Raw genomic sequence first — 25498 nt, forward strand, 5'->3', positions numbered from 1 at the left:
CTTGCTGGGCCAGTCGGGCAGGACGGACACCGCAGTGGTGCGGCCGTGGCGGCGCAGCGGCCGGTCGCCCCCGGGCCTGCCGGGCCAGTCGGGCCTGCGGGGCCAGTCGGGCAGGACGGACACCGCGCTGGTGCGGCCGTGGCGGCGCAGCGGCGGCGCGCCCGCGCTCATCTGCCCTCCAGCCGCACCACCGAGGCCACGGTGCGCAGCAGGATCAGCAGGTCCTGCCGCAGTGACCAGCTGTCGATGTAGAGATTGTCGAAGCGGGCCCGGTCCTCGATGGAGGTGTCGCCGCGCAGCCCGTGCACCTGCGCCAGGCCGGTCATGCCCACTGGCATCCGGTGCCGGGCGCCGTACTCCGGGCAGGTCCGGAGGAACTGCTCGACGAAGAAGGGGCGTTCCGGGCGCGGCCCGACCAGGCTCATCTGGCCGCGCAGCACGTTCCACAGCTGTGGCAGCTCATCGAGCGAGGTGCGCCGCAGCAGCCGGCCGACCCGGCTCATCCGGCACTCGTCCGCCACGCTCCACCGGGTCGCCGCCTCGTGCTCGTCGTACGGATGCCAGGTGCGGAACTTCAGCAGGGTGAACCTGCGGCCTCCTCGGCCGATGCGTTCCTGCCGGAAGAGCACACCGGGCCCGTCGGCGAGCCGTACCGCGAGGGCACAGCCCAGCAGCAGCGGGGCGGTGACCACCAGCCCCGCCGCGGCCAGCGTGAGGTCCAGGATCCGCTTGCGCCAACTGCCGTGGCGGGGCGGGGCGGTGTCCAGGCGCCGGCAGGCGAAGCCCCCCAGGTGGTCGGTGCCCGCATGCGGCGACCGGCCCTCGCGGGCGGCGGCGGCGCCGGCCAGCCAGACGGCCGAGCCCTGGTCGATGAAGCGGCGCAGCAGCGCGGCGGTGTGCGGGTCGCCGTACGGCGGCAGGGTGAACACCACGTCCCGCACGGTGTGCTGGATGACGGCCCGGGTGATGTCCGGCGCGGAGCCGAGCCGCGGCAGCGGCGGTCCGGCGGGGCCCGGGGGCGTGTCGGCCCCGCCGGGCGGCAGTGAGGGTGGGATGACCACGCCCACCGGGCGCATCCCGTACTCGGAGCGGGTGTGCAGGACGGCGGCGAGCTGCCCGGCCGCCGGGTCGGTGCCGACGATCAGCGTGGCGCGCGGCCGGCGGCGGGCGGCGCCGCGGCGGGCCCGGTGGACCACGGCGCGGCCGCCGCAGGCCAGTGCGGTGTGCACCGTCACCGCACCCGCCAGCAGGGCCGGCGGCAGTGCCTGCCCGGGGTGTACGGCGGCGAGCACCGCGGCCGCCGCGCACCAGCAGACGGCGGACCGGCCCAGCAGCGTGGGCAGGTCGTTCAGCGCGCGCGGGGCGGGGCCGGGACGGTAGAGGCCGGCGTGGGAGTGGAGCAGCAGCAGCCCCGTCAGGAGGAGGCCGAGTGCGGCCGGTGTCGTTGCGGTGCCGAGGACGAGCAGCGCGGTGGCCGCGGTGGCCAGAGCGTCGGCGGCCATCAGCGGGGCGACGGTCCGCTGCCGTACGCCGCGGCCGGGCCGGGGCGGGGGAAGTGTTTCCCGCCCCGGCCCGCGCGGCGGACGGACCGCGGCCGCCGGGCGGGGGACCGCCGACGGGGGCGGGACCCGGGCGGAGCGGTGCGCATCCGCGCTCTCCGTCGTCATCGGCTGATCCGCTCTCTGCTCTCCGGAATTTCCGGGGCGCGTCGCTCAGCGCCTGGTATCGGTCTGGACGAAGAGCGCGCCGAGCAGATATCCCGGATTGCGGGTGGTGAAGCGGAATGTGAGCCGATCGCCGCCGGGCCGCAGTGCGGGCGTGATGTCGAATACGTCGGAATCAAATCCGAGGGTGTTCCGGTAAGCGGGCCACCGGGCCGCCGGCCGGCCGAAATCGGTGACCGTCGAATTCATCACATCATTCGCCGGATTGGCGGCGTCCCGCACCGTGTGCGCGCGGTGCCGGCCGGCCCGGACGGAGAGTGCGTCATTTCCGCGGCCTCGGTCGCCGTCGTATGCCACCACGCCCGCGCGGCCCTGTGAATTCACTGGAATGCGCAGTCCGGGAAGTTGCACCGAAAGCTCCCGGTGGTCCGCGCCCAGCGCCTGGAAGCCGTCCCACAGCGCGATTCTGCGCAGCGGCTGCTTTTTGTTCTCGTATGCGGCCACCAATGTCCAGCCGCCCCAGACGCCGGCCGTGGAATGGCCCTTCGCCATATTGATCTGCGCCACCGTGTAGGCCCCGGCGCCGCTGCCGCGCACCAGCCCGGTGACATCCGCGGACGCCTGGAAACCGTCGGTCGTGGAATGCGGGCGGTGCCCGGTCATGGTGTCGGCGAGCACCTGCCGGTACCGGCCGCCGGGCTCGGCGATCAGCACCCGGCCGTTGTCCCTGGCGCTCTGCTGCCGGCTGCCCCGCAGACTGCCGCCCCAGTACAGCCGGGCGTAGCTCACCCGGGAGCCGGCCGGGATCCGCAGGGTGGCGCTGCTGGAGTTGGCGGTGCGGGCGTCGGAGTCGACGTCGATGTACGCCATCCGGTAGTGGCCGTTACTGCCGGCGCCGCCCTGCTGGACCGCCGCGCACGGGGTGGCGGTGCGGCCGGCCGCGGTTTTGCAGGTGACCGAGGAGTTGGCGGCGCGCGCGATACCGCCGTGCTGAGTGGCGTGATAGCGCTCGGTGAACGGAATTCGTGCGGATTCCCCGGGGGTCGGTGCGGCCACCGCCGAAGACAAGGCGGCCGACAATGCCAAGGACGCCAGTGCGCATACGACGCCGCGCCAGGTGCGGTCCATCGACTTCCGCATGTCTTCCTCTCCGACTTCAATCAGTCAAACAGGAGAGCACTCTGACAGAAATCATGTTGGAAACCGCGGCAGGCACGCCGGACCCCGTCCGGGGGCGGCCATTCAGCGGAATGCCGGACTTCCTGCCGTCCCGTCGTTACTGCCAGAAGGCCTAATGATTTCCCGGAAGAGGGAACGCCCGCATCCCTGACTCATTCCGCTCGTTGTGACCGGTTGCCCCATTCGCGAACTGAAAGGAGAATGGGATGAAGCGGTTTGTTACGACCGCCGCGATGGCTGCGGCCAGCTGTGCCATGGTTCTGGGTGGCGCAGGCATCGCATCTGCAAGCGGGGACCACGGCCGTGGTCACCACGACCATCACGACAGCTACCGTCACGACCACCGCGGTTTGTACAACCACCGCAGTGGCGCCAATGCGGCGGGCTTTGCCGCGGGTTCCCCGGGCATCCTCAGTGGCAACAATGTCCAGGTCCCGATCAACATCCCGATCAACATCTGCGGCAACAGCCTCAACCTTGTCGCGGCGCTGAACCCGGCGTTCGGGAACGCATGCGTCAATAGGTGACCCGCCCGCCGGTCCGGATGGACCTCGGGCCGGTACGGGTCATGATGTGCAGTTGGCGGATCACCCGTGACCTCGGTCGCGGGTGGTCCGCCACTCTGCCCGGCACGCCAGGCCTCCCTGGCCTCTGGGCGCCGGTATCGCGCTGACCAGCGGATACGGCATCCCGGGCACAGGCCATACTGGAGGGCATGGCGAAGAGCAGACGGGGGCGCGGCGGCCCGGAGCCCGTCACCGAGACGGTGGACGGCGGGCTTGCCGAGCTACGTCCCGACCGGGACCGGCCGCGCGGCTGGACGCTGTTGATCGACGGGGCTCCGCAGTCCCATGTGGACCTCGACGACCCGGCATACCTGGACTTCCCCTATCAGCGGCGGCTCGGACACCTCGCCGATCTGGCCGGACCGGCCGGCAAACCGCTGCGCGTCGTCCATCTCGGCGGCGGCGCCCTGACCCTGGCCCGCTATGTCGCGGCGACCCGGCCGCGGTCCACCCAGCAGGTCGTGGAGATCGACGCGGCCCTGGTCCCCCTCATACGCCGGCAGCTGCCGTGGGACAGCGGCTGGCGGATCCGGGTGCGCGGCGGCGACGCCCGCGCCGGTCTGGCGAAGATCCCGGACGGCTGGGCGGATCTGATCATCGCCGATGTCTTCGCCGGCGCCCGCACGCCCGCGCATCTGACCAGCACCGAATTCGTGGCGGAAGTACACCGGGCGCTGCGGCCCGGCGGGTTCTATGCGGCGAATCTCGCTGACGGGCCGCCGCTGCGGTTTCTGCGCGCCCAGATCGCCACGGTCCGTACGGTCTTCCCCGAGCTGTGCCTGACCGCCGACCCGGCCGTACTGCGCGGCAGGCGCTTCGGCAACGCCGTGCTGCTGGCCGCCGACCGGGAGCTGCCGGTCGCCGAACTGACCCGGCGGGCGGCGACCGATCCACAGTCCGGCCGGGTCGAACACGGCCGGGCGCTGCTGGACTTCACCGGCGGCGCGGCCCCGGTCACCGACGCCACCGCCACCGCCTCGCCCGCCCCGCCGGCCGACGTCTTCGACTGACGCCGCACGGCCCGCGGCGGTCCTACGTCGCGCGGTCGCTGGTCTCCACGGTCGGCGGATGGCCGTTCCAGGTGCAGATCACGGACGTATGGGCGCCGCCGCGGGTGAAGTCGACCCGCAGCCACCCGACCTGCTTCCACACCTGCATCTCCCAGCCCGGGTCCGGGGTCGCCGACACCAGCTCGGCGGACCGGTCGGCCATGTCGAGGACCACCCGGCCGCCCGCCGGGGAGTAGCTCTTGATCCGGCCGTCGGAGGCCGGGGCGGAGCCGCCCGGCGGGTCGGTGGCCGGGTACCCCGACCGGGGGGAGCCGGTGTGCGACGGCTTGGCGGGCGGCGAGGAGCCGTGACCGCCGGGCGCCGTGCTGTGCCGGGGCGAGGGGGACGGCTTGGGGCGGTGCGTGGAGGAGACCCGCGGTGTGGCGCCGTCGTCCGTCTGCCGTCCCGAGGAGGCCACTTGGCCGGTGAGGGGCAGGGCACGCGGCGCGTCGTACGCCGTGCCGGACAGCACGGTGTGCACGCCGAACCACGACAGGGTGACCGCGGCGCCGGTCGCCAGCGTCCAGGCCGCCGCGTGAACCAGTCCTCGTTGCATCCGGCTCATACTGCACCACCCCACCGTCCGGGTGCAGCCGGCCCGGCACCGCGGACCGCACTGCTCCGCTGTCAACACCGGGCAGGGAACCCCGCCCGAATGGCGTACGGTGCCGCCCATGGCAAGTGTGCTCGTGGTCGAGGACGACCAGTTCGTACGCTCGGCCCTCATCCGGCATCTGACCGAGGCCGCCCACACGGTACGCAGTGTCGGTACCGCCCTGGAAGCTTTGCGCGAGGTGGCACACGTCGGCTTCGACGTCGTCATTCTCGACCTCGGTCTGCCCGATCTGGACGGGGGCGAGGCGCTCAAGATGCTCCGCGGAATCACCGATGTCCCAGTGATCATCGCCACAGCCCGGGACGACGAAGCCGAAATCGTACGGCTGTTGAACGACGGCGCCGACGACTACCTCATCAAGCCGTTCTCCGTCGAGCACCTCTCGGCCCGGATGGCGGCCGTACTGCGCCGCTCCCGGGCCACGGCGGCCGGCGCGGAACCGCCCTCACGAGTGATCCGGGTCGGCGGCCTGTCCATCGACCCGCTGCGCCGGCAGGCCGAACTGGACGGCGTCGCCCTCGATTTGACCCGCAGGGAGTTCGATCTGCTGGCCTTCCTCGCCGGCCGGCCGGGCGTCGTCGTCGCCCGCAGGGAACTCCTCGCCGAGGTCTGGCAGCAGTCCTACGGCGACGACCAGACCATCGACGTCCATCTCTCCTGGCTGCGCCGCAAACTGGGCGAAACCGCGGCGAAGCCCCGGTACTTGCACACCCTGCGGGGTGTCGGGGTGAAGCTGGAGCCACCGCGGTGAGCTGGGGGTACCTCCCAGCGGCAGCGGGGGGAGCGCGCGAGGCCGCCGGGCCGCAGACGGCGGAGAGAGCCGCGCCTCTGCGCCTCGTGGGCGGAGCAGCGAAGGATGAGAAACAGTGAGATGGGCCCTGGTCAAGGTGGCGCTGGCGGTCACCGCCATGGTCGTGGTCGCCTTCGCCGTCCCCCTCGGGCTGGTCGTCAAGGAGCTGGCCCGCGACCGCGCCTACGGAAGCGCCGAGCGGCAGGCCGCCACCATCGGCCCGGTCCTCGCCATCACCACCGACCGCACCCAGCTGGAGCGCGCCGTCGCCAGCGCCGAGACCGGTTCCGGCGGCACGATCGGCGTCCATGTCCCGGCGAGCGGCAGGAACGGCAGATCCGCCGAGATCGGCGCCCGGCGCGCCCCGCAGGCCGATGTGGCGGCCGCCGCCGAGCTGGGCCGGGCCGCCATCTCACCGGTCCCCGGCGGAACCTCGCTGCTCCAGCCGACGGCGGTCGCCGCCGGCATCGCCGTCGTCGAGGTGTTCGTCCCGGACGAGGCGCTCACCAAGGGCGTCACCACCGCCTGGCTGGTGCTGGCCGGTGTCGGTCTCGCGCTGGTCATCGGCTCGGTCGCGGTCGCCGACCGGCTCGGCACCCGCCTGGTGCGGCCCGCCGAACGGCTGGCCGGCGCCGCCCACGACCTCGGCACGGGCAAGCTCGGCGTACGCGTCCCGGAGGACGGCCCCAAGGAACTGCGGTCCGCGGCCAGCGCGTTCAACGCCATGGCCGACCAGGTCGTCCAACTGCTGGCCAACGAGCGGGAACTGGCCGCCGACCTCTCGCACCGGCTGCGCACCCCGCTGACCGTGCTCCGGCTCAACGCCGCCTCGCTGGGCGACACCCAGGCCGCCGAGCAGACCCGGACCGCCGTCGAGCAACTGGAGCGCGAGGTCGACCAGATCATCCGTACCGCCCGCGAGCAGAAGGCCCCGACCCAGCAGGCGGCCGCCGCGGCCGGCTGTGACGCCGCCGAGGTGATCCGCGAGCGGATGGCGTTCTGGTCGGCGCTCGCCGAGGACGAGGGCCGCACCGTACGCGTCGCCGGCGCGGACCGCCCCGTACGCATCCCCGTCGCCCGCCCCGAACTCGCCGCCGCCCTGGACGCGATGCTCGGCAACGTCTTCCGGCACACCCCCGAGGGCACCGCCTTCGCGGTCGATGTCCACAACGCGGAAGAGGCGGTGATCGTGCTGGTCTCGGACGCCGGGCCGGGCATCGCCGACCCGGACGCCGCGCTGCGCCGCGGCTGGTCGGGGGGCGGACGGGGGCACCGCCCAGCGGTAGCCGGGGGAGGGTCCACCGGCCTCGGTCTGGACATCGTGCGCCGGCTGGCCGAGTCCACCGGCGGCGATGTGCGCATCGGCCGCTCGGTGCTCGGCGGCACCGAGGTACGCATCTGGCTGGCGCTGGACGGCGGGCGCGCCTCCCAGGGCGGACGCCGCGGGCACCGGCTGCGCCGCACGCTCCGTACGCGGGGGCGGCGGGCCGCCCGCACCGGCACCTGAGCGGGGCATGTGCCGGGGGCTCTTAACCGCTCCCTTTCTCCGCCTTAAGGCGGACATAATTCCGCCAACTGCCGTTCTGTTCCTGCCCTTTGTCCGTTTCGCTGCCGCTAGCGTGCGGGACGCACCACGGTGCACCCCCACCCCCATGTGACGACAGGCAGGCACGAGATGACTCCCTCGGTACACCGCCGGCGCAAGAGCCGCACCACCAAGCTGATCGTGACCGGCGCGGCCGCCGCGGTCGCGGCCGGCGGTGCCTTCGCCGTCGCCGGTTCCGCCCTGGCCGCCAAGGCCCCGCGGACCGCGGGCACCGCCGAGAAGGCAGCGGCCGGCTTCGCGCCGTACGTCGACACCTCGCTCAGCCCCGCCTACGACCTGGCCGACACCGCCAAGAAGACCGGGGTGAAGAACTTCCACCTCGCCTTCGTCACCTCCGGCGGCGGCTGCGTGCCCAAGTGGGGCGGCGCGGGTGAGCTGGCCACCAACCCGGTGGCCCGGCAGATCCCCGCGCTGCGCGCGGCCGGCGGCGACGTCCGGGTCTCCTTCGGCGGCGCCAACGGCTCCGAACTCGGTGTGGCCTGCGGCTCCACGGGCGACCTGGCCGCCGCCTACGGCAAGGTCATCGACCAGTTCAAGCTCACCAAGGCCGACTTCGACATCGAGGGCGGCGCCCTGCCGAACACCGCCGCCAACACCCGCCGCGCCCAGGCCATCACCCAGCTCCAGAAGAAGCACCCCGGCCTCGATGTCTCCTTCACCCTGCCGGTCATGCCCGAGGGTCTGACCCCGGACGGGGTGCACCTGATCGCCGACGCCAAGAAGCACGGCGTCAAGATCTCCGCCGTCAACATCATGGCGATGGACTACGGACCCGCCTACAGCGGCGACATGGGCACCTACGCCACCCAGGCCGCCACCGCCACCCAGGGCCAGCTCAAGAAGGCCCTCGGCCTGGGCGACGCGGCCGCCTGGAAGACCGTGGCGGTGACCCCGATGATCGGCGTCAACGACGTCCAGGCCGAGGTCTTCCGCCGCGACGACGCCACCCAGCTGGTGACGTTCGCCCGGGCCAAGCACCTGGCCTGGCTGTCGATGTGGTCCTCGGCCCGTGACCGGGCCTGCCCGGGCGGCACCGGCAACTCCGCGCAGCCGACCTGTAGTTCCCTTGCGCAGCGCCCGCTGGACTTCACCAAGGCCTTCGGCGCCTACCAGGGCTGACCCCCACCGGCGGTCCGGCCCCCTCCGGACCGTTCGCCCCCGAGGCGGGGCACAGCGGGCTCCCCCCACCCGCTGCGCCCCGCCCGTCTGCTGCGTACGGCATGCCCTCAGCCCGCACCGCCCCGTACGGCCCCCCGGAAGGCGATCGGGGTGGTGCCCGTCTGCCGCTGGAAGAACTTGCTGAAGTTGGTGGCGTCGGCGAAGCCCAGCCGGTCCGCGATCCGGGCCGCGGACTGGTCGCCGTGCGCCAGCAGCCGCTTGGCCTCCAGCGCCACCCGCCGGTCGATGAACTCCTTCGCCCCCACCCCGGCGGCGGCCTCGGTGGCCCGGGAGAGGGTGCGCGGCGCATAGCCCAGCGAGCGGGCGTAGTCGGCGACCCGGCGGCTGCGGGTGAAGCCCCGCTCCACCGCGTCCCGGAAGCGCAGATAGGCCGTGCTCGCCGCACACGTCCCGTCCCCGCCGCTCCCGGTCGCCGCACCGCCCGGGTGCGCGGCCCGCAGCACCAGGACGGCCAGCAGATGCCGCAGCACGTCGCGATGGATCTCCAGCGGCAGTCCGCCCAGCGCCCCGAACTCGGTGTGCAGCTGCTGCAGCGCCTCGGCCACGCCCCGCGCCGCCGCGCCCTCGGGACGCCGTACGGGCGGCCCGTACCAGTCCTCGATCCGGGCCGCGGCCGCGGTCGCCGGATCCAGGAAGCCCGCCTCGAAGAGCACCAGCCGCCCCGCTGCGCCCGTCAGATCACCGAAGTGCTGGACCTGCCCGGGGCGTGACCACAGCAGATCGCCCGGGGCCAGGACGTGTTCCCGGAAGTCGAGGCTGTGCACCAGCCGGCCGCGTTCCAGGAGCAGCAGATGGTGGAAGCCGGGGCGGTGCGGGGTGGACAGCTGGCAGGCGTCCGCCCGCGACCGCAGCTCCGCGAGGGTCATCACCTCCACCCCGGCAGGCCGCCCGGCCGGCGCGGAGAACGCCACCTCCCGGATCTCGGGAACGGGCTCCTCGCCCCCCTGTCGCTTTTTGACCATCGCTGGTCCCCTCGCTACCCCGAAACCTCCTGCTGGTGCCCCTAGCGTAAAAGGCGTCAGCGCATCCGCTGACGGAAAACAGAAGTCCTGACCGGGACACACAGAACAGCTGGGAGACCCCTCATGTCCACGATCGCTCTCTTCGGGGCCAACGGCACCATCGGAAGCCGCATCCTCCACGAGGCCCTCCGGCGCGGTCACCGGGTCACCGCGGTCGTCCGCGACCCCGCGAAGATCACCACGGACCATCAGCACCTGACCGTGACCACCGGCGACATCCTCGACCCGGCCTCCGTCGCCGCCGTGGCCGAGGGCCAGGACGTCCTGGTGAGCGCGGTCGGCGGCGGCGACGGTCCGGGTCATCTCGCCACGATCAGGCCCGCCGCCGAGTCCCTCGTCGCCGGTCTGCGCACCCTCGGCGCCGCGGCACCCCGGCTGCTCACCGTCGGCGGCGCCGGCTCGCTGCGCACCCCGGACGGCAAGCAGGTCTGGGACGCGGAGGGCCTCCCCGAGTTCCTGCTGCAGATCATGCACGCCCACGGCGACGCGCTGGACTACTACCGCTCCGTCTCCGATGTGCGCTGGACCAACCTCAGCCCCGCGGCCACCATCGAGCCCGGCGAGCGCACCGGCAGCTACCGCACCGCCACCGACGATCTGGTCACCGACGCCGAGGGCCGCAGCCGGATATCCACCGAGGACTACGCCGTCGCCGTCCTCGACGAGATCGAGCGGCCCCGCCACCCCGGCGCGCGCTTCACCATCGGCTACTGAACCCCGGCCCCCGACCTGGCCCCCGCCCCCGGAAGCCGGCTCCTTATATATGTCGGCATATGTGTCGGCCGATGCGCATCGCCGATGCGCCGACAAACGCCAAGGCCCCCGACCTGAGGTCGGGGGCCTTGAAGTGGGGTGAGTAACGGGACTTGAACCCGCGACATCCTGGACCACAACCAGGTGCTCTACCAGCTGAGCTATACCCACCATGACCGGTGCTGTGTGGTTCTTTTTCCCCACCGGCTGAGAAAAAGTGTACAGGGTCCGGAGGGGTGCTCGCGCCCAGGTTTCCCGTCCCGGGTCCGAGGGCGTGTCGTGCGGGTCACGGTGGACCCGTGGGGACCCGCACGACACGCGCCCGGTGCCTCACTGCGGTGTGGACTGCGGCTCAGCAGGAAGGACGTGCTTGGCGGCGATCGCCTTCGCGGTCTCCGAGTCGGGCCCGGGCTGCGGCACGAAGACCGCCTCCCGGTAGTAGCGCAGCTCCGCGATGGATTCGCGGATGTCCGCCAGCGCCCGGTGGTTGCCGTTCTTGTCCGGACTGTTGAAGTAGGCCCGCGGGAACCAGCGCCGGGCCAGTTCCTTCACGGAGGAGACATCGACGATCCGGTAATGGAGGTAGCTCTCCAGCGTCGGCATGTCGCGCAGCAGGAAGCCACGGTCGGTGCCGACGGAATTGCCGCACAGCGGCGCCTTCCCCGGCTCCGGCACATGCTGCTTGATGTACGCAAGCACCTGCGCCTCCGCCGCCTCCAGCGTCGTTCCGCCGTCCAGCTCCTCCAGCAGCCCGGAGGCGGTGTGCATCTGGCGCACCACCTCCGGCATGGTGCCGAGCGACTCGGCCGGGGGGCGGATCACCACATCCACCCCGTCGCCCAGCACATTCAGCTCCGAGTCGGTGACCAGTGCGGCCACCTCGATGAGCGCGTCATTCGCCAGCGAGAGTCCGGTCATCTCGCAGTCGATCCACACCATGCGATCGTTCATACATCTCACCCTACGGGGCGCTCACGCTGTCCGGGCAGCACGGGGCGGCCCGCTCCCCGGCCGACCGGGGATTCCGGCAGCCGGGAGGCGTAGGCGTCCGACTGCGGTTTGCCCGCTTCGGCCGCTTCTGCCGTCGCCAGTCCGTGGCCGGCCAGCGCGGCGGCGGAGTACCGCTCCCCGCTGCCCGCCCCCAGCGCCGCCCGCTCGCGCTCCGGTCGCTCCGCCCGCTCCGGTCTGAGCGCGGGTTCGGACCCCCCGTTCTGCGGCCGGCGCGCCCGGTAGGCCGCGCGGTAGGCCGCGGGCGAGGCGCCCAGCTGCCGCCGGAAGTGGCCGCGCAGGGCGACCGGCGAGCGGAATCCGCAGCGCCCGGCGACCTCGTCCACCGAATAGTCGGAGGTCTCCAGCAGCCGCTGGGCCTGCAGCACCCGCTGGGTGATCAGCCACTGCAGCGGAGCGCTCCCCGTCAGGGAACGGAAGCGCCGGTCGAACGTGCGCCGGCTCATGTAGGCGCGGGCGGCCAGCGTCTCCACGTCGAACTGCTCGTGGAGGTGCTCCAGCGCCCAGGCGACGACCTCGGCCAGCGGGTCGGCGCCGATCTCTTCAGGTAATGACCTGTCCAGGTAGCGCTGGTGCCCCATATCGGACGCGGTGCGGCGGGGCGGCACGACGAGCCGGCGGGCCAGCGCGTTCGCGGCGTCCGCGCCGTGGTCGGTGCGCACTATGTGCAGACACAGATCGATACCGGCCGCCGTCCCCGCGGACGTGAGCACATCGCCGTCGTCGACGAAGAGCTCACGGGGGTCCACATGGACGGACGGATAACGCTTGGCGAGCGTCGGTGCGTACATCCAATGGGTCGTGGCCGGGCGGCCGTCGAGCAGTCCGGCCGCGGCGAGGACGAACGCCCCCGTGCACAGCCCGACGATTCTGGCCCCTTCTTCATGCGCGCGGCGCAGCGCGTCGAGCGCGGCGGGCGGCGGGGCCTGGGTGATGGATCGCCAGGCCGGTACGACGACCGTCCCGGCACGGGAGATCGCCTCCAGCCCGTAGGGGGCTGACAGCTCGAGCCCCCCGGTCGTGCGCAAAGGCGCATCTTCGCCCGCGCACACAAGCAGCCGGTACCGCGGAACGCCTGCGTCCTGTCGGTCGATGCCGAAGACCGAGAGCGGAATGGAGCTCTCGAAAATGGGGCCGCCACTGAAGAGGAGCACCGCGACTATTTCGCGGCGTCGTCGGGCGGCGAGCTTGCGTGCGGCATCTGGTACGGCAGCGGAGTCCTGGCTCATGGCACTTAAGCCCCCCTCGGTCGTCTCGCCCTCTCGGTCCTGCACAGTTCCCCCGCCATTGCTACCAAGATCGAATCTACTGTGTTCCGTGAGGATGGAGTGCCAAGTTCACCACTCGCTGGTATGTCGATATGGCAACTTGGCGCGAAGCATTCGATCACGAAGCGTTCCACTCGTCGGGCCTACATGGGAAGTACGCGTCTCGGCTCTGCCCGTTCGCAGTAGGGCACAACCATGCCCAGCGGTCCTTTCCTCCCTGCTCACACCAGGGTTGAGGGGGACCGCGGGCAAGGTGTGGACCTCGGCCGGAAGTTGGCTGAAAACGGTCGCGCGCAGACTTGCAGGCGACTCAATCGACCGGCGTACGCCCTTCGGAATGCCGGCCGCCCCCGTGCGCTGACGTCCCTGAACGTCCGCTTCTGTCCCGGTGTCTTCCGACCTCGCGCACACGGACCCGGGCGGCGGTCCGTTCGGAGTGCCGCAACAGTGCGCGACAGGCGCAGGTCACGGCGGCCAGACCGGCGGCGGCGCCGGCCGCACCGGCCCAGGAGGCCCCGCTGACGATCAGTACGAGGGGTACCAGGGCGCAGCTGAACGCGCCCCAGCGCACCACATCGCTCACTGGGTCGGGTGATCTGTCGGACGGCAACGGCACCGCGCACTCCCCTCGGACGGGCTGCTACTACAACGCCGACGGCGATCATGGGTCACCGCGAGGGGTACGTACGGGGGCAGGCCGGGGCATTGCCATCCGCGCCACGCTCCGGCATGCTCCGGGGAACGTTCGAGGCCCCACCCACCTCGCACGGGCGCCCCGCGTCCGTGGCGGGCTCTGGGCAGCGGGGGAGTGGCGCCGTACTCTTGGGGTATCGGGTTGGGAAGATGATTCCCAGTCTTATCGTTCCTCTTTGAACTATGGCTCCCGCACCTCGGGCGCGCCAGCTCAGTCAACTGCCGGATCAAGTCAATCGCCGTTCCCCGTTCGCCCCTCCGCAAGAGGACGTCCTCGCCGAGACACCAATGGCCGGTCACGAAATCCCCGAACCCGCGGACCGCAAGCAGGTCGCCGATCCCATGGCGGACCTCGAAGCGGCGGAAAAGACGCGCCACTCCTGCGACCCCGCGTTCCGGCACGGCGTCGTGGTCGGCTTCGACGGCTCCATGTCGAGCGAGCGAGCATTGGCGTATGCAATCGGTATGGCCCGGCGCCTCGGCTCGGGTTTGATCATCGTCCATGTGGCCAACCGGCTGCCGACGACCGTCTGGGCGGGCTGTGAGCCCCCGGTCTTCGTGGATGTGCCGGATCACCGCACCGAAGTGCTCGGCCTGGAGCTGGCCTGTGCGGACCATCTCTCCGAGGTGCCCTGGATCCTCGTCGAGCGCGGCGGTGACATCTGCCACGAGCTGGAGGAGGTCGGCCGGGAGTACGAGGCCGACGCGATCGTGGTCGGATCCACGCACGGCATCGTCGGCCGGATCTTCGGCTCGGTGGCCGGCCGGCTGGCCCGCCGGGCGCAGCGCCCGGTGATCGTGATTCCCTGACGCGCCGCCGGCTCACGGCAACTCCCCGCGCCACGCCGCCTCTTCACGCGATCTTTCTCCCCGTCATGCACACAGTTGCGGGGGCGGTATGGGGATTGTGCGCAGCCGCATGTCCGCCGGCCCGGCAAGGTGAAGGGGGCGCCTGCGAGGGGTAGAAAACGGTCACGTGGGCGCGCCGCGCATACGGGCCCGGCGGCCGCGCGCACGGCAACTTCGTGCTGCCGGCCGGGAGGTGACGGTTCCCGGGGCGGCGGCATCTGCCGGCGGATGGGCGACGCCGGTAAAGGGGAGGCGGCGGCTCCGCGCGCATGGTGGCACGCGCGGAGCCGCGGCGGCCCCCTATGCGCCTAAGCCGGCGCCGCTTTCGCGGAGGTGGCCGGGCGCCGTGGGGGGTGCTCAATTGTCGCTTCGGTGGAGTGGGGTGGGATTGCTCCACCGGGCTCCACCGGGCTCCGCGGGACTACTCCACCGTGACGGACTTCGCCAGGTTGCGGGGCTTGTCGATGTCGCGGCCGAGGGCCAATGCCGTGTGGTAGGCGAGCAGTTGGAGCGGGATGCCCATGAGGATCGGGTCCAGCTCGGGCTCGTTCTTCGGGACGATGATGGTGTGGTCGGCCTTCTCCTGCTCCTGGTGCGCGACGGCCAGGATGCGGCCGCTGCGGGCCTTGATCTCCTCCAGCGCGGCGCGGTTCTTCTCCAGCAGGTCGTCGTCGGGGACGATCGCGACGGTCGGCATCGCGGGCTCGATGAGGGCCAGCGGACCGTGCTTCAGCTCCGACGCCGGGTAGGCCTCGGCGTGGATGTAGGAGACCTCCTTGAGCTTCAGGGAGGCCTCGCGCGCCACCGGGTAGCCGCGCACCCGGCCGATGAACATCATCGACTTGGCGTCCGCGTAGGCGGCCGACAGCTTCTGGATGTCTTCCTCGCCCTTGAGGATCTCGTCGATCTGCGCGGGCAGTTTGCGCAGGCCCTCGATGATCCGCTTGCCGTCCGCGACGGACAGGTCACGGATCCGGCCGAGGTGCAGGGCGAGCAGCGCGAAGGAGACCACCATGTTGGTGAAGCACTTGGTGGAGACCACACAGACCTCGGGGCCGGCGTGGACGTAGATGCCGCCGTCGGTCTCCCGGGCGATCGCCGAGCCGACCACGTTCACCAGGCCCAGCACCCGGGCGCCCTTGCGCTTGAGCTCCTGGACGGCCGCCAGCACGTCGTAGGTCTCACCGGACTGGGAGACCGCGACGTACAGCGTGTCGGGGTCCACGACCGGGTTGCGGTAGCGGAACTCGGAGGCCGGCTCGGCGTCCGAGGGGATACGGGCCAGCTCCTCGATCATCTGCGCGCCGATCTGGCCCGCGTGGTACGAGGTGCCGCAGCCCAGGATCTTCACCCGGCGCACCCCGCGCGCCTCACGGGCGTCGAGGTTCAGGCCGCCGAGATGCACGGTGGAGAAGCGGTCGTCGATCCGGCCGCGCAGCGCGCGGTCCACCGCGTCCGCCTGCTCGGAGATCTCCTTGTGCATGTAGGTGTCGTGGCCGCCCAGGTCGTACGACTCGGCCGCGTACTCGACGGTCTCCGGAGCGGACGTGGTCCGCGAGCCCTCGGTGGTGTACGTGCGGTAGTCGTCGGCCTTGAGGGTGGCCATCTCGCCGTCGTCGAGGGTGACGACCTGGCGGGTGTGCGAGACCAGCGCGGCGACGTCGGAGGAGACGAACATCTCGTGCTCGCCGATGCCGAGCACGACCGGGGAGCCGTTGCGGGCGACGACGATCCGGTCGGGGAAGTCGGCGTGCAGCACGGCGATGCCGTACGTGCCCTCGATGTGCCGCAGCGCCTCGCGGACCCGCTCCTCCAGCTTCTCGGCCGTGGAGCGGCCGATGAGGTGGGCCAGCACCTCGGTGTCGGTCTCGGAGGCGAAGGTGATGCCGTCGGCGGTGAGCCTGGCGCGCAGTTCGGCGGCGTTGTCGATGATGCCGTTGTGGACGACCGCGACCTTGCCCTCGGTGTCCAGGTGCGGGTGGGCGTTCTCGTCGGTCGGCGCGCCGTGGGTGGCCCAGCGGGTGTGCGCGATACCGGTGGAGCCCGCGAAGCGCTTGGGCAGCCGGGACTCCAGCTCGCGGACCCGGCCCTTGGCCTTGGCGGTCTTCAGGCCGCCCGCGGCCTTGCCGGTGCCCTTGGCGTGGATGGCGATGCCCGCCGAGTCGTAGCCGCGGTACTCCAGGCGCTGCAGGCCCTCGATGAGCAGCGGGGCGACATCACGTTTGCCGATATACCCAACGATTCCGCACATACAGTGACCCTCCCAGAAAGCGTGGTAACGATGGTTTGTGCCCGGCCCGGCGTGCCGGGCGTGGACGTCAGCCGTAGACGAGGCGGCGCAGCTGGCGGGTCGAGAGATCGGGCGGGGCCACGGCGCGGTGCGGCATCTCGTGGCGGATCCGTTCGAAGATCGCCTCGTTGCGCAGTCCCTGGGACTGCAGCTCCCGATGGCGGCGGCGGACGAATTCCTCCATGGTCTCGTCGAAGTACGCCAGCACGTCCAGTACCACCCGGGCGGCCTCACCGCGCTGAAGCGGTGTGCTGCGCACCAGGTGGTCCACCAGGTCTTCGTGCGGCGCTTCAGCGCTGCGGTGACGGCGTTCGAGCACCCGTTGATACTGCGGGGCCGCGCGAAGATTCGCAAGAAATCTGCCCGGTATCGGGCACATCCCCGATTTGGGGGCCGGAAAGTGGTCTGAACCTTGACCGGGATCGAGGCTCGCGGTACGCATGGTCACCGTTCGGTCGCTCCATGCCATGCTCCAAGCCATGCACGAGGTTCGCCGAAGGGACCGTCGATGAGACGACGCAGACTGCTGTTCTCGCTGCTGCTGGTCGCGGCGGCGGGGCTGGGAACCGCCGCCGTACCGCCCCAGGGCGCCGCCGGCGCCGCCCCCCGCGCCGCCACCCCACTGGACCGGGTGATCCCCGCGCCCGCGTCCGTACGCGGCGGCGGGGACGCGTACACCCTCGGTGACCGCACCCGGATCCGGGTGCCCGGCGGCTCCGGCGAGGCCAAGCGGATCGCCGGCTATCTGGCGGGGCTGCTGCGGCCCGCCACCGGCTTCGCCCTCCCCGTTACCACCAAGGACGGCCGGGACGGCATCGTCCTCCGGCTCGGCGGCAGCGGCACCGGGGGGCTGGGGCACGAGGGCTACCGGCTGACCTCCGACGGCCGTGCGGTCACCCTCAGCGCCGCCCGCCCCGCGGGCCTCTTCCACGGCGTCCAGACCCTGCGCCAGCTGCTGCCCGCCGACGTGGAGCGGCAGCGCGCCGGGCGCGGGCCCTGGCGGATCGCCGGGGGCACCATCGCCGACTCCCCGCGCTACGGCTACCGCGGCGCGATGCTCGATGTCTCCCGGCACTTCTTCACGGTGGCGCAGGTCAAGCGCTACATCGACCAGCTCGCCCTGTACAAGATCAACAAGCTGCATCTGCATCTCTCGGACGACCAGGGCTGGCGGATCGCCATGAAGTCCTGGCCGCGGCTGGCGACCTACGGCGGCTCCACCCAGGTCGGCGGCGGCGCCGGCGGCTACTACACCAAGGACGACTACCGCGAGATCGTCCGCTACGCCGCGGCCCGCTATCTGACCGTCGTCCCCGAGATCGACATGCCGGGCCACACCAACGCCGCACTGGCCTCCTACGCGCCGCTCAACTGCAACGGCCAGGCACCGCCGCTCTACACCGGCACCGAGGTCGGCTTCAGCTCCCTGTGCGTGACGAAGCAGAAGACCTACGACTTCGTGGACGACGTCATCCGCGAGCTCGCGGCCCTGACACCCGGCCGCTACCTCCACATCGGCGGCGACGAGGCACACTCCACCAGCCATGCGGACTACGTGACCTTCATGGACAAGGTGCAGCCGGTGGTCGCCAAGTACGGCAAGACCGTGATCGGCTGGCACCAGCTGACCGGGGCACACCCGGCGAAGGGCGCTGTCGCGCAGTACTGGGGCTACGACAAGACGAGCGCGGCGGAGCGCCAACAGGTCGCCGACGCCGCCCGGAACGGCACCCGGCTGATCCTCTCGCCCGCCGACCGCGCCTACCTCGACATGAAGTACGACAAGAACACGCCGCTGGGCCTGTCCTGGGCCGGCTATGTCGACACCAAGCGCTCCTACGACTGGGACCCGGGCAGCTACCTCCAGGGCGCCCCCGCGGGCTCCCTCCTCGGGGTCGAGGCGCCCCTGTGGTCCGAGACCCTCTCGACCTCCGCGCACCTCGACTACATGACCTTCCCGCGGCTGCCCGGCATCGCGGAGCTGGGCTGGTCCCCGGCGAGCACCCACGACTGGGACACGTACAAGGTGCGGCTGGCCGCCCAGGGGCCGCGCTGGGACGCCCTGGGCATCGGCTACTACCGCGCACCGGAGGTGCCCTGGCCCGCACGGTGAGCCGGACGTGCCGGGCGTCGTCGGACGCCCGGCACGGCCTGCGGGGCCGGCGCCCGGCCGCCGCATGCTCCGGACGCGCCGGGGTACAGGCGCGGCCGCGCACAGGGGCGCGCGGTGTCCGGGACCTCAGCACCGCAACACCGTCGAACGCTCCGTCAACCAGCGCACACAGGGGGGCGGCCCGGTCACCCGAAGCGACCGGACCGCCTTTCTTCACCGCACCGGGCAAGCCCTAGACGACGCCCAACTCCCGGGCGATCAGCATCCGCTGGACCTCGCTGGTGCCCTCGCCGATCTCCAGGATCTTGGCGTCCCGCCACATCCGCGCGACCGGGTACTCGTTCATGAAGCCGTAGCCGCCGTGGATCTGGGTGGCCTCACGGGCGTTGTCCACCGCGATCTCGGACGAGTAGAGCTTGGCCAGCGCGGCCTCCTTCTTGAAGGGCTCGCCGTGCACCAGCCGGGACGCGGCATCGCGCCAGGCCAGCCGGGAGGTGTGGGCGCGCATCTCCATGTCGGCGAGCTTGAACTGGATGGCCTGGTTGCTGCCGATCGCCCGGCCGAAGGCGTGCCGCTCCTTGGCGTAGCGCACCGACTCGTCCACACAGCCCTGCGCCAGACCGGTGGCCAGGGCTGCGATGGCGATCCGGCCCTCGTCGAGGATGCGCAGGAACTGGGCGTAGCCGCGGCCCTCCTCGCCCAGCAGGTTGGCGGCCGGGACCCGGACGTCCGCGAACGACAGCTCGCGGGTGTCCGAGGCGCTCCAGCCGACCTTGGAGTACGGGGCGCCGACCGTGAAGCCCGGGGTGCCGGAGGGCACGATGATCGAGGAGATCAGCGGGGAGCCGTCGTCCTTGCGGCCGGTGACGGCGGTGACGGTGACCAGTCCGGTGATGTCCGTACCGGAGTTGGTGATGAAGCACTTGCTGCCGTTGATCACCCAGTCCCCGCCGTCGCGCACCGCGGTCGTCCGCGTCGCCCCGGCGTCCGAGCCGCCGTCCGGCTCGGTGAGGCCGAAGGCGCCGAGCATCTCACCGCTGCACAGCTTGGGCAGCCACGCGCGCTTCTGCTCCTCCGTGCCGAAGTGGTAGACGGGCATGGCACCCAGGGAGACGCCGGCCTCCAGGGTGATGGCCACCGAGGAGTCGACCCGGGCCAGCTCCTCCAGGGCGATGCCGAGCGCGAGGTAGTCGCCGCCCATCCCGCCGTACTCCTCGGGGAAGGGCAGCCCGAACAGGCCCATCCGGCCCATTTCCTGCACGATCTCGTACGGGAACGCATGCTGCTCGTAGTACTCGCCGATCTTCGGGGCGACGACGTCGTGCGCGAACGCCTCGACCGTACGCCGGAGTTCTTCCAGCTCGGCGGGCAGACGGTGGTCAAGGGACATGAGGGTCACTCCTGGTGGGAGAGGGCACGGAGGGTGCGCGAGGGGCTCGGCCGGCCCAGGACCCCGGCCATCCACACGCTGGTGGCGGTCAGGCGGTCCAGGTCGACCCCGGTCTCGATGCCGAGGCCGTGCAGCATCCACACGAGGTCTTCGGTGGCGAGGTTGCCGGTGGCGCTCTTGGCGTACGGGCAGCCGCCGAGGCCGCCCGCCGAGGCGTCGATGGTGGTGATGCCGTGCTGCAACGCGGCGAAGGTGTTGGCGAGCGCCTGCCCGTAGGTGTCGTGGAAGTGCACGCCGATACGGGAGGTGGGCACCTGGGCCTCGTTGAGGGCGGCCAGCAGGGTCTGCACATGACCGGGGGTGGCCACCCCGATGGTGTCGCCCAGGCTCAGCTCGTCGCAGCCCAGGTCGAGCAGCGCCCGGCAGACCCGGACGGTCTGCGCGACGGGCACCGGGCCCTCCCAGGGGTCGCCGAAGCACATCGAGAGATAGCCGCGGACGTGCACCTTGGCGTCCTTGGCCCGCGCCACGACCGGCGCGAACATCGCCAGCGCCTCGTCGACCGTGCGGTTGAGGTTGGCCTGGGCGAACGACTCGGTGGCGCTGCCGAACACCGCGATCCGGCGGGCGCCCAGGGCGAGCGCACGGTCCAGACCGCGCTCGTTGGGGACCAGCACCGGGAGCCGGTGCGGATCGAGATCGCCCAGCAGCGGGAACAGCTGCTCCGCGTCGGCGAGTTGGGGAACCCACTTGGGGTGGACGAAGCTGGTGGCCTCGACGGTTGGCAGGCCCGCATCGGCGAGCCGGTGGATGAACTCCGCCTTGATCTCCGTGGGCACCACGGTCTGCTCGTTCTGCAGACCGTCACGCGCGCCCACCTCATGGATCCGTACGCGGGTGGGCAACCCCTCCGCACGGATCTCCATCGGCAGTCCGGCCGCGGTCATGAGGCACTCTCCTGCCCGCCCCCGGCGACGCCCGCGGACGGGGCGGACTCCTCGGGGCTCTCGTGCGGGGCGACCACGGCCAGGATCTGGTCCATGGCGACGGTCGAGCCCGCGGTGACGTCGAGTTCGGTGACGGTCCCGGCGTGCGGTGCGGAGATGACGTGTTCCATCTTCATCGCCTCCACCACCAGCAGGCCCTGGCCCGCGGCCACCTCCTCGCCGACGGCGACCTTGACGACGGTGACGGTGCCGGGCATCGGGGCGGCGAGGGTGTCCGCGCCGTGGGCCCCGGCGGCCCCGCGCAGCGCCGCGGCCACCGGGTCGTAGCTGGTCACCTGCCAGGAGTCGCCGTCCCGGCCCAGCCAGTCGCCGCTGTGGTGGAAGGTGTGCAGCACCCCGTCGACGGTGATCCGTACGCGGCCCGGCGTGACCTGCGCGGCCGCTTGCGCACCCGGCCGTACGTCGTGGGCGACCGGGTCGTGGCCGGGGACCCGCAGCCAGTGGCGGACCGGCGCGGGCTCGCCGCCGAGCCGGAAGCCGTTCGGCGCGGCGAACGGGTCGCGCCAGCCGCCGTCGGCCACCGCCGGCTCCAGGGCGGCCTGCCGCACCGCCGCGGCCGCCGCGTACACCTCGTCCGGCACCGCGCCGTCGACCAGACCGGTTGCCTCCCGCTCCACCAGGCCGGTGTCCAGCTCGCCGGAGACCACGTCCGGGTGGGCCAGCAGCCGCCGCAGGAAACCGGCGTTGGTGGTGACACCGAGGGTGACCGTTTCGGCCAGTGCGGCCCGGAGCCGGCGCAGCGCGCTCGCCCGGTCCGGGCCGTGGGCGATCACCTTGGACAGCATCGGGTCGTAGCGGCTGCCGACCTCCCCGCCCGCCGAGAGCCCGGAGTCCGTGCGCACTCCCCCGCCCTGCGGCTCGTGCAGCGCCAGCACCGTGCCGCCGGTCGGCAGGAAGTCGCGGGCCGGGTCCTCGGCGCAGATCCGGGCCTCGATGGCGTGCCCGGTGAGGGTGATGTCCTCCTGGGCGTACGGGAGATGCTCGCCGGCCGCGACCCGCAGCTGCCACTCCACCAGGTCCAGGCCCGTGACCAGCTCGGTGACCGGGTGCTCCACCTGGAGACGGGTGTTCATCTCCATGAAGTAGTAGGAGGCGGGGTCCTTGCCCGGGACGATGAACTCGACGGTGCCGGCGCCGCGGTAGCCGCAGGAGCGGGCCGCCTGCACGGCCGCCTCACCCATCGCGGCGCGGGTGGCCTCGTCCAGCAGGACCGAGGGGGCCTCCTCGATGACCTTCTGGTGGCGGCGCTGGAGGGAGCATTCGCGCTCGCCGAGGTGGATGACGTTGCCGTGGCCGTCCGCCAGCACCTGGATCTCGATGTGCCGGGGCCGGTCGATCCAGCGCTCGACGAGCAGCGTGTCATCGCCGAAGGAGGAGCGGGCCTCGCGGCGGGCGGCGGCGATCTCGTCGGCGAGCAGCGCCTCGTCGCGGACCAGCCGCATGCCCTTGCCGCCGCCGCCCGCGGACGGCTTGAGCAGCACCGGGACGCCGATCTCCCGTGCCGCGGCGGCCAGTTGCCCGTCCGTCAGCCCGCTGCCCGAGGAGCCGGGGACGACCGGGACACCGGCCTCCCGCACCGTCTCCTTGGCGCGGATCTTGTCGCCCATCAGCTCGATGGCCTCGGCGGACGGCCCGATGAAGACCAGCCCGGCGTCCGCGCAGGCACGGGCGAAGGCGGCGTTCTCGGCGAGGAAGCCATAGCCCGGGTGGACCGCCTGGGCGCCGGTCCGGGCGGCCGCGTCCAGCAGCCGCTCCACGGACAGATAGCTCTCGGCGGCCGGGGCCGGACCGATCCGTACGGCCGTGTCGGCCTCGCGGACATGGCGGGCGTCGGCGTCCGCGTCGCTGAAGACGGCGACCGAGCGGATGCCGAGGGCGCGCAGCGTACGGATGACACGGACCGCGATCTCGCCGCGGTTGGCGATGAGCACGGTGTCGAAATTGGTGGCCATTCCTGTGGACATCCCTCTCACATCCGGAAGACGCCGTAGCCGGGCGCTGTGCTGTCCTTCTGGGGAAGCGGCGCGTTGGCACAGGCGGTCAGCGCCAGCCCCAGCACCTGCCGGGTCTCCAGCGGGTCGATCACCCCGTCGTCCCACAGCCGCGCGGTCGCGTAGTAGGCGTTGCCCTGGGTCTCGTACTGCTCGCGGACGGGCGCCTTGAAGGCGGTCTCCTCCTCGGTGCTCCACTCCTCGCCGCGCGCCTCCAGCTGGTCGCGCTTGACGGTCGCGAGGACGGACGCGGCCTGTTCGCCGCCCATCACCGAGATCTTGGCGTTCGGCCACATCCACAGGAAGCGGGGGGAGTAGGCCCGGCCGCACATGGAGTAGTTGCCCGCCCCGTAGGAGCCGCCGATGACGACCGTCAGCTTGGGCACGCGGGTGCAGGCCACCGCCGTCACCATCTTCGCGCCGTGCTTGGCGATACCGCCGGCCTCGTACGAGCGGCCGACCATGAAGCCGGAGATGTTCTGGAGGAACAGCAGCGGGATGCCGCGCTGGTCGCACAGCTCGATGAAGTGGGCGCCCTTCTGGGCGGATTCGGAGAACAGGATGCCGTTGTTGGCGACGATGCCGACCGGGTGGCCGTGCAGATGCGCGAAGCCGGTGACCAGCGTCGTGCCGTACTCCGCCTTGAACTCCGCGAAGCGCGAGCCGTCCACCAGCCGCGCGATCACCTCCCGGACGTCATAGGGTGTACGGGAGTCCGCGGGCACCGCCCCGTACAGCCCGGCCGGGTCGGCCTTGGGCTCCTCCACGGTCCGTACGGTCCACGGGAGCGGCTCGCGCTCGCCGAGGGTGCCGACGATGGTGCGCACCAGGCGCAGCGCATGGGCGTCGTCCTCGGCGAGATGGTCGGTGACCCCGGAGGTCCTGGTGTGCACCTCGCCGCCGCCCAGCTCCTCGGCGGTGACCACCTCGCCGGTGGCGGCCTTCACCAGCGGCGGGCCGCCCAGGAAGATCGTGCCCTGGTTGCGGACGATCACGGCCTCGTCGCTCATTGCGGGGACGTAGGCGCCGCCCGCCGTGCACGAGCCGAGGACGGCGGCGATCTGCGGGATACCGGCGCCGGACATCCGCGCCTGGTTGTAGAAGATCCGCCCGAAGTGCTCGCGGTCGGGGAAGACCTCGTCCTGCATCGGCAGGAAGGCGCCGCCGGAGTCGACGAGGTAGAGGCAGGGGAGACGGTTCTCCAGGGCGATCTCCTGCGCCCGCAGATGCTTCTTGACCGTCATCGGGTAGTACGTGCCGCCCTTGACCGTGGCGTCATTGGCGACGATCACCGTCTCGCGGCCGGAGACCCGGCCGATGCCGGCGATCACCCCGGCGGCCGGTGCGGCCCCGCCGTACATCCCCTCGGCGGCCAGCGGCGCCAGCTCCAGGAACGGCGAGCCGGGGTCCAGCAGGGCGTCCACCCGGTCGCGGGGCAGCAGTTTTCCACGGGCGGTGTGCCGCGCCCTGGCCTTCTCGCCGCCGCCCAGCCGGGCCGCCGCGAGCTTCTCGCGCAGCTGTGCGGCCAGCTCGCGGTGCGCGGCCTCATTGGCCCGCCAGGAGTCGGACGCCGGATCGGCGGTACTCCCCAGCACCGGTGCCTGCTCCATCAGTACGAGCCCCCTTGCTCGGTCTGCTGTCCCGGTGCCGCGGTCCGCGGCGGCCGGGCCATCCGGGTTAATGGGCGTTAACCTCATTGCCATCAGGTTAACGAGCACTAACCCGGCTGTCTACAATCGACGGCATGAGTAATGCGCAGCCCTCCGCCCCGACCAGCCGCCGCGAGCAGATCCTCAAGGAGGCGGCCCGGCTCTTCGCGGAGCGCGGCTTCCACGGCGTCGGCGTGGACGAGATAGGGGCGGCCGTGGGTATCTCCGGCCCCGGCCTCTACCGGCACTTCGCCGGCAAGGACGCGATGCTCGCCGAGCTGCTGGTCGGGATCAGTGAGCGGCTGCTCGCGGGCGGCCGGATGCGGGTCGCGGAGGGCGGCGGGAGCCCCGGGGCGGTGCTGGACGCGCTGATCGACGGCCATATCGATTTCGCACTGGACGACCGGCCGCTGATCACCCTGCACGACCGGGAGCTGGACCGGCTGCGGGAGACCGACCGCAAGCGGGTCCGCCAGCTCCAGCGGCAGTACGTGGAGCTGTGGGTGGAGGTCGTGCGCCGGGTCCACCCGGACCCCGCCGAGTCCCAGGCCCGCGCCGCGGTGCACGCCGTCTTCGGCCTGCTCAACTCCACCCCGCACCTCGGCCGCCCGGGCGCCCTCCCGGGCCGGACGGAGATGGCGGAACTGCTGCACCGGCTCGCGCTGGGCGCGTTCGGCGCGATGGTGGGGGAGCCGGTGGCGGCCTCGGCGCCGGTGCCGGGCGCCTAGATGAATGAGTCCGATGTTCTCAGTGGTCGTAGGCGGTCAGGGATCGTTTGGCTGGGGCTCCGGTGGTCCAGTTGTGCCAGATGGCGGT

20 protein-coding genes, 1 tRNA gene and 1 pseudogene are annotated in these 25498 nt (G+C 72.0%); 9 read left to right on the plus strand and 13 right to left on the minus strand.

The features are described 5' to 3' along the window. Positions 1-167: 167 nt before the first annotated feature. Positions 168-1667: a sugar transferase gene (locus AB0C46_RS24910; RefSeq protein WP_362830384.1), complete on the minus strand. Its 1500-nt coding sequence runs from the start codon at positions 1665-1667 to the stop codon at positions 168-170. 45 nt (positions 1668-1712) lie between these two features. After that, positions 1713-2804, minus strand: coding sequence for a hypothetical protein (locus AB0C46_RS24915; protein ID WP_362830386.1), 1092 nt, complete (start codon positions 2802-2804; stop codon positions 1713-1715). A 245-nt stretch (positions 2805-3049) separates the two neighbouring features. On the opposite strand from AB0C46_RS24915, the gene AB0C46_RS24920 reads away from it, so the two are divergent. Then, positions 3050-3370, plus strand: coding sequence for a chaplin (locus tag AB0C46_RS24920; protein WP_362830387.1), 321 nt, complete (start codon positions 3050-3052; stop codon positions 3368-3370). Between the two features lie 188 nt (positions 3371-3558). Next, positions 3559-4419 carry a fused MFS/spermidine synthase gene (locus AB0C46_RS24925; RefSeq protein WP_362830388.1) on the plus strand — a complete coding sequence of 287 codons (861 nt, stop codon included), beginning with the start codon at positions 3559-3561 and terminating at the stop codon, positions 4417-4419. 22 nt (positions 4420-4441) lie between these two features. Here the strand turns inward: AB0C46_RS24925 and AB0C46_RS24930 are convergent, their stop codons facing one another. Next, complete coding sequence (locus AB0C46_RS24930; protein WP_362830389.1) at positions 4442-5023, minus strand: hypothetical protein; 582 nt, start codon at positions 5021-5023, stop codon at positions 4442-4444. Positions 5024-5132: 109 nt separating this feature from the next. On the opposite strand from AB0C46_RS24930, the gene AB0C46_RS24935 reads away from it, so the two are divergent. The 3 genes and pseudogenes from AB0C46_RS24935 to AB0C46_RS24945 form a co-directional block, all read left to right on the plus strand. Then, positions 5133-5825: a response regulator transcription factor gene (locus AB0C46_RS24935; protein WP_362830390.1), complete on the plus strand. Its 693-nt coding sequence runs from the start codon at positions 5133-5135 to the stop codon at positions 5823-5825. 115 nt (positions 5826-5940) lie between these two features. Further along, positions 5941-7371, plus strand: coding sequence for a HAMP domain-containing sensor histidine kinase (locus tag AB0C46_RS24940; RefSeq protein WP_362830391.1), 1431 nt, complete (start codon positions 5941-5943; stop codon positions 7369-7371). Positions 7372-7680: 309 nt separating this feature from the next. Then, positions 7681-8589, plus strand: a pseudogene (locus AB0C46_RS24945) (chitinase); the annotation flags it as partial. Between the two features lie 107 nt (positions 8590-8696). Here the strand turns inward: AB0C46_RS24945 and AB0C46_RS24950 are convergent. After that, a complete protein-coding gene (locus AB0C46_RS24950) occupies positions 8697-9611 on the minus strand; it encodes an AraC family transcriptional regulator (RefSeq protein WP_362830392.1) in 915 nt (304 codons plus the stop codon). Positions 9612-9734: 123 nt separating this feature from the next. Here AB0C46_RS24950 and AB0C46_RS24955 point away from each other — a divergent pair, with 123 nt between their 5' ends. Beyond that, positions 9735-10385 (plus strand): NAD(P)H-binding protein, encoded by a 651-nt coding sequence (locus AB0C46_RS24955; protein WP_362830393.1) that lies wholly within the window; start codon positions 9735-9737, stop codon positions 10383-10385. A 134-nt stretch (positions 10386-10519) separates the two neighbouring features. Here AB0C46_RS24955 and AB0C46_RS24960 read toward each other — a convergent pair. From AB0C46_RS24960 to AB0C46_RS24970, 3 genes are all read right to left on the minus strand, one after another. After that, positions 10520-10595: transfer RNA gene (locus tag AB0C46_RS24960), tRNA-His, on the minus strand. A 159-nt stretch (positions 10596-10754) separates the two neighbouring features. Further along, positions 10755-11375: an oligoribonuclease gene (orn, locus tag AB0C46_RS24965; protein ID WP_362830394.1), complete on the minus strand. Its 621-nt coding sequence runs from the start codon at positions 11373-11375 to the stop codon at positions 10755-10757. Positions 11376-11380: 5 nt separating this feature from the next. Next, on the minus strand, positions 11381-12661 hold the full coding sequence (locus tag AB0C46_RS24970) for a helix-turn-helix domain-containing protein (protein ID WP_362830396.1): 1281 nt from the start codon (positions 12659-12661) through the stop codon (positions 11381-11383). Between the two features lie 1020 nt (positions 12662-13681). Here AB0C46_RS24970 and AB0C46_RS24975 point away from each other — a divergent pair. Next, positions 13682-14203: a universal stress protein gene (locus AB0C46_RS24975; RefSeq protein ID WP_362830420.1), complete on the plus strand. Its 522-nt coding sequence runs from the start codon at positions 13682-13684 to the stop codon at positions 14201-14203. Positions 14204-14663: 460 nt separating this feature from the next. On the opposite strand, the gene glmS is transcribed toward AB0C46_RS24975, so the two are convergent. Then, positions 14664-16493, minus strand: a complete 1830-nt coding sequence (glmS, locus tag AB0C46_RS24980; RefSeq protein ID WP_362830397.1) for a glutamine--fructose-6-phosphate transaminase (isomerizing) — start codon at positions 16491-16493, stop codon at positions 14664-14666. Between the two features lie 67 nt (positions 16494-16560). Further along, positions 16561-16851: a hypothetical protein gene (locus AB0C46_RS24985; RefSeq protein WP_362830399.1), complete on the minus strand. Its 291-nt coding sequence runs from the start codon at positions 16849-16851 to the stop codon at positions 16561-16563. Positions 16852-17040: 189 nt separating this feature from the next. Between AB0C46_RS24985 and AB0C46_RS24990 the strand changes: the two genes are divergently transcribed. After that, positions 17041-18645, plus strand: coding sequence for a beta-N-acetylhexosaminidase (locus AB0C46_RS24990; protein WP_362830400.1), 1605 nt, complete (start codon positions 17041-17043; stop codon positions 18643-18645). A 232-nt stretch (positions 18646-18877) separates the two neighbouring features. Here the strand turns inward: AB0C46_RS24990 and AB0C46_RS24995 are convergent, their stop codons facing one another. Genes AB0C46_RS24995 through AB0C46_RS25010 form a run of 4 tightly spaced genes read right to left on the minus strand, consistent with a single transcriptional unit; the run spans position 18878 to position 24643 of the window. Then, entirely contained in the window at positions 18878-20035 is a 1158-nt protein-coding gene (locus tag AB0C46_RS24995; protein ID WP_362830401.1) for an acyl-CoA dehydrogenase family protein, read from the minus strand. A 5-nt stretch (positions 20036-20040) separates the two neighbouring features. Next, positions 20041-20982, minus strand: coding sequence for a hydroxymethylglutaryl-CoA lyase (locus AB0C46_RS25000; protein WP_362830402.1), 942 nt, complete (start codon positions 20980-20982; stop codon positions 20041-20043). Continuing rightward, on the minus strand, positions 20979-22994 hold the full coding sequence (locus AB0C46_RS25005; protein WP_362830403.1) for an acetyl-CoA carboxylase biotin carboxylase subunit: 2016 nt from the start codon (positions 22992-22994) through the stop codon (positions 20979-20981). The genes AB0C46_RS25000 and AB0C46_RS25005 overlap by 4 nt, the downstream gene beginning before the upstream one ends. Positions 22995-23011: 17 nt before the next feature. Next, entirely contained in the window at positions 23012-24643 is a 1632-nt protein-coding gene (locus AB0C46_RS25010; protein WP_362830404.1) for a carboxyl transferase domain-containing protein, read from the minus strand. Between the two features lie 134 nt (positions 24644-24777). On the opposite strand from AB0C46_RS25010, the gene AB0C46_RS25015 reads away from it, so the two are divergent. Beyond that, positions 24778-25410 carry a TetR/AcrR family transcriptional regulator gene (locus tag AB0C46_RS25015; protein ID WP_362830405.1) on the plus strand — a complete coding sequence of 211 codons (633 nt, stop codon included), beginning with the start codon at positions 24778-24780 and terminating at the stop codon, positions 25408-25410. Positions 25411-25498 lie beyond the last annotated feature (88 nt).

The sequence above is a fragment of the Streptomyces sp. NPDC048637 genome (assembly GCF_040650675.1).
GTDB lineage: Bacteria > Actinomycetota > Actinomycetes > Streptomycetales > Streptomycetaceae > Streptomyces.